General features: G+C 73.4%; 4 protein-coding genes. 2 read left to right on the forward strand and 2 right to left on the reverse strand.

Features of this window, described 5'->3' with window-relative positions:
• Positions 1-99 precede the first annotated feature (99 nt).
• Together ACFXGA_RS24660 and ACFXGA_RS24665 are read right to left on the reverse strand one after the other, a co-directional pair.
• Positions 100-1218 carry a sensor histidine kinase gene (locus ACFXGA_RS24660; RefSeq protein WP_378091499.1) on the reverse strand — a complete coding sequence of 373 codons (1119 nt, stop codon included), beginning with the start codon at positions 1216-1218 and terminating at the stop codon, positions 100-102.
• On the reverse strand, positions 1211-1990 hold the full coding sequence (locus tag ACFXGA_RS24665; RefSeq protein WP_378091501.1) for a response regulator transcription factor: 780 nt from the start codon (positions 1988-1990) through the stop codon (positions 1211-1213). The genes ACFXGA_RS24660 and ACFXGA_RS24665 overlap by 8 nt, the downstream gene beginning before the upstream one ends.
• Before the next feature lie 182 nt (positions 1991-2172).
• Between ACFXGA_RS24665 and ACFXGA_RS24670 the strand changes: the two genes are divergently transcribed.
• Both ACFXGA_RS24670 and ACFXGA_RS24675 read left to right on the forward strand, forming a co-directional pair.
• Positions 2173-2595, forward strand: a complete 423-nt coding sequence (locus tag ACFXGA_RS24670; RefSeq protein ID WP_378091503.1) for a M15 family metallopeptidase — start codon at positions 2173-2175, stop codon at positions 2593-2595.
• A 111-nt stretch (positions 2596-2706) separates the two neighbouring features.
• On the forward strand, positions 2707-3942 hold the full coding sequence (locus ACFXGA_RS24675) for a PQQ-dependent sugar dehydrogenase (protein WP_378091505.1): 1236 nt from the start codon (positions 2707-2709) through the stop codon (positions 3940-3942).
• The last annotated feature ends 122 nt before the right edge of the window (positions 3943-4064 follow it).

Here is a 4064-nt window from a genome sequence, read left to right on the forward strand (position 1 = left end):
GCAAGATTTCTTCTCCCCCCCCGGGGGGGCTGGGGGGGGGGGGGGGTGGGGGGCGGCGCGGGGCGCCCCCCCCGCCGGACCGGTCGTCGTGGGAGGAGGTCACTGGCCGGTGCGCGGTGGCGCGACGGGCAGCCGCACCGCGATGCGCAGCCCTCCCTCGGCCCGGGGCGTGAGTGTGAGGGTCCCGTCGTGGGCCTGGACGATGCTCTTGACGATGGCCAGGCCGAGGCCGACGCCGGCGTGGTCGCTGCGCACGCGTCGGGTGCCGCGCTGGAACGGCTCGGTGAAGGTCGGGATCAGCTCCGGCGTCAGGCGTGCCCCGGTGTTCTCGACCTTGAGCACCGCGTTCCGGGAGTCGGCGCCGGTCCGGACCCACACGGTGCCCCGGTCGGGCAGGTTGTGGACGATCGCGTTGTGCACGAGGTTCGTCGTCATCTGCAGCAGCAACGCGTGCGAGCCGGTGGTGGGTGCCGCGTCGCCGGACGTCTCGATGGTGAGGCCGCGTTGCTCCGCGAGCGGGAGGAGCGTTTCGGCGGCTTCCTCCGCCACGAGCGACAGGTCGACCGGCTCCCGGCTGAAGGTCCGCCGGTTGGCGCGGCTGAGCAGGAGCAGCGCCTCGGTGAGGTCGATCGCCCGGGTGTTGACGAAGTGCAGGCGTTCCACGAGTTCGCCCGCGTCGCGGTCCGGGTCGTTGCGGGCCACGTCGAGGAGGGTCTGGGTGATCGCCAGCGGGGTGCGCAGTTCGTGGGACGCGTTCGCGGCGAAGCGCTGCTGCTCGGCGTCGTGCGCCTCCAGCCGCGCGAGCATGGTGTCGAAGGCGTCGGCGAGTTCGCGGAACTCGTCCGCGCGGCCCTCCAGCCGGATCCGGTGCGACAGCGACCCCTCGGCGGCCAGGCGGGTCGCCTGGGTGATGCGGGTCAGGGGCGCGAGCATGCTGCCCGCCAGGAGCCAGCCGCCCACGAGGCCGAACACCAGCAGGAACAGCATCGCCAGGCCCGCCTTCGGGACGAACGCCTCCTCCAGCGCGGTGCGGTCGGGCACCGCCGGGCCGGGGCGCAGCGTCCCCGGCAGGTCGCGCTCGGGGTGGATGACCTCGGGCACGTACCGCAGCAGGAACACCCACACGACCGCGAGCAGCAAGACGCCCGCGAGCATGAGGAACCCGGCATAGCTGAGGGTCAGCTTGAGGCGGACGCTCAACCCCGGTTCCCTATCCACGGTCCCGTCCCGCGGGTCCGGCGTCGGGCGCGGCGTCAGCTCCGGTGCCGGGCGCGGCGGCGGGCGAAGTGTCGGGCGCGGTGCCGGACGAAGTGCCGGGCGTGATGTCGGGCGCGGTGGCGATGCGGTAGCCGACGCCGGGCACGGTGGCGATGACCCAGGGCTCGCCGAGGCGTTTGCGCAGTGCCGAGACCGTGATGCGCACGGCGTTGGTGAACGGGTCGGCGTTCTCGTCCCACGCCCGCTCCAGCAGCTCCTCGGCGCTGACGACGCCTCCCTCGGCGGCGACGAGGACTTCCAGCACGGCGAACTGCTTCCGGGTCAGCGCGACGTACCGGCCGTCCCGGTAGACCTCCCGGCGGAACGGGTCCAGCCGCAGGCCCGCCAGCTCGCGCACGGGCGGCCTGTTGTGCGCACGCCGGCGGTCGAGCGCCCTGAGCCGGAGCACCAGCTCCGGCAACTCGAACGGCTTGGTGAGGTAGTCGTCGGCGCCGAGTTCGAAGCCGGACGTCTTGTCGTCCAGCCGGTCGGCGGCCGTGAGCATCAGGATCGGCATGCCGCTGCCGGAGGCCACGATGGTCTCGGCGACCTCGTCGCCGGACGGCCCGGGAATGTCGCGGTCGAGCACGGCGATGTCGTAGGAATTCACGCCCAACAACTCCAGTGCGGTGTCCCCGTCACCGGCGATGTCGGCGGCGATCGCCGCCAGGCGGAGCCCGTCCCGGATCGCCTCCGCCAGATAGGGCTCGTCCTCGACGATCAACACACGCATGCCCCGATGCTACGGGCGGTCGCATATCGCCGGCATATCGAAAAACCGGAACGCCCCGGCAACACCGCGTTGCGTTCATTGGCGGCATGCGCTACAGCGAACCAGCAGGTACGGCGGTCCGCCGCACCCCATTCCCGGCGTCCTCGACCGCCCGGCGCGCACACGGCGCCGTGCCCCGCCCGGTGACGGTCTTCGACGACGGGAGCCCGGCCGTGGTGAACCTCGACCCCGATCTCCTCACCGCCCTGCGCCGGGCCGCGACCGACGCCGCGCGGGACGGCGTCGAGTTCTTCGTGAATGGCGGTTGGCGTTCCCCGGAATACCAGGGAGAGCTATTCCGCGAGGCGATTTCAACGCACGGGTCGGCAGCGGAAGCCGCCCGGTGGGTGGCCACCCCCGACACCTCCGCGCACGTGTCGGGGCGGGCCGTCGACATCGGGCCGCCCGCCGCGCGGAGGTGGCTGTCCGAGCACGGCGCGCGCTACGGCCTGTGCCAGGTCTACCGCAACGAACCCTGGCACTTCGAGCTGCGGCCGGAAGCGGTCGCCGGCGGCTGCCCGCCGATGTACCCCGACCCGACGCACGACCCGAGGATGCGGCGGTGAAGGGCCTGATCACCGCTCGCGCCGGGCGGTGACTGGAAGTTGTCGGGGAGTCACGGTACGTTGGGAGCGCTCCCAGAAAGCGCCTTCCACCCTGCCTCGAGGAGCCGAACCATGTCGCGACGACGTTGTCGCCCGGTCACCCTGCTGGCCGGCCTGCTCGTTCTGGCCCTGTCCGCCCTGCTGTTGCCCTCGGTGTCGACGGCCGGCAACGCCGCCGTCGGCGCACCCCGCGCCCGCGCGGTGCCGGTCGCCGAGTTGACCGTCGTGTCCGAACAGGTGGCGTTCGGCCTGCGCCGCCCGGTCGCGATCACCGGCCTGCCGGACGGCCGGATGCTGATCGTGGAGAAGGAGGGCACCGTCCGCTCCTACCGGCCCGACACCGGGCTCGCGGCGGAGCCCGTGCTCGACCTCACCGCCCGCGTCGACTCCTCCGACAACGAACGCGGCCTGCTCGGCATCACGCCCGCGCCGAACTTCTCCCGGACCGGGATCCTGTACGTGGCCTACACGAGCCTGCCGGCCGGCGAGCTGACCCTGGCACGGGTGCCCATCGGCGCGCCCGAACGGCTCCAGGTGCTGCTCACCCAGCCCCACGCCGAGTACGGCAACCACAACGGCGGCCAGGTCGCGTTCGGCCGCGACGGCTACCTCTACTGGTCCCTCGGCGACGGCGGCCACACCAACGACCCGTTCAAGGCCGGCCAGAACCTCGGCACGCTGCTCGGCAAGATCGTCCGGATCGACGTCAACCGCGCCTGCGGGACGAAGCCCTACTGCGTGCCCGCCGGCAACCCGTTCGTCCGCGTGCCGGGCGCGCGGCCGGAGATCTGGCTCTACGGGCTGCGCAACCCGTGGCGGTTCTCCGTCGACCCGGTCGACGGCTCGCTGTGGATCGGCGACGTCGGCCAGGGCCTGGTCGAGGAGATCAACCACATCCGCCCGTCGCAGGGCGGCGCGAACCTCGGCTGGTCCTGCAAGGAGGGCACCCCGGTGTTCGACCCGCAGCAGTGCCGGCCCGGCGGGCGGTACACCGACCCGGTCTTCGAGTACGACCACTACAACGACAACTGCTCGGTGACCGGCGGCGTGGTGTACCGGGGTTCGCGGACGCCCGAGGCGTGGGGCACCTACATCGCGAGCGACTACTGCTCGACCCGCGTGTTCGCCGTGCGGCCCCGGCTGGACGGCACCTACGAGAACGCGGTGATCGGCTACTTCCCCACCCAGCCGACCGCGATCGGCGCCGACGCCCAGGGCGAGCTGTACGTGCTGAGCGACCTGCCCGGCTACCTGAGCCGCGTGCGGTTCGAGCGCGTGCAGCCGACCTCCGGCGCGACGAACCGCTGATCCCGCGAGACCCCCGGGGGGGGGGGCCCCCCCCCCCCCCGCCCCCCCCCCCGGGGGGGGGGCCCGCCGGGGCCCCCCCGCGCCGCCCCCCCCGCCCCCCCGCGCCGCGCCCCCCCCCCCCA

It is taken from the genome of Actinosynnema sp. NPDC059335 (assembly GCF_042752395.1).
GTDB lineage: Bacteria > Actinomycetota > Actinomycetes > Mycobacteriales > Pseudonocardiaceae > Actinosynnema.

What these genes read in the sequence shown, in the direction of transcription:
- ACFXGA_RS24665 (WP_378091501.1), bottom strand. Translation starts at nt 1,990, where the DNA reads ATGCGTGTGTTGATCGTCGAGGACGAGCCCTATCTGGCGGAGGCGATC.
- ACFXGA_RS24675 (WP_378091505.1), top strand. Translation starts at nt 2,707, where the DNA reads ATGTCGCGACGACGTTGTCGCCCGGTCACCCTGCTGGCCGGCCTGCTC.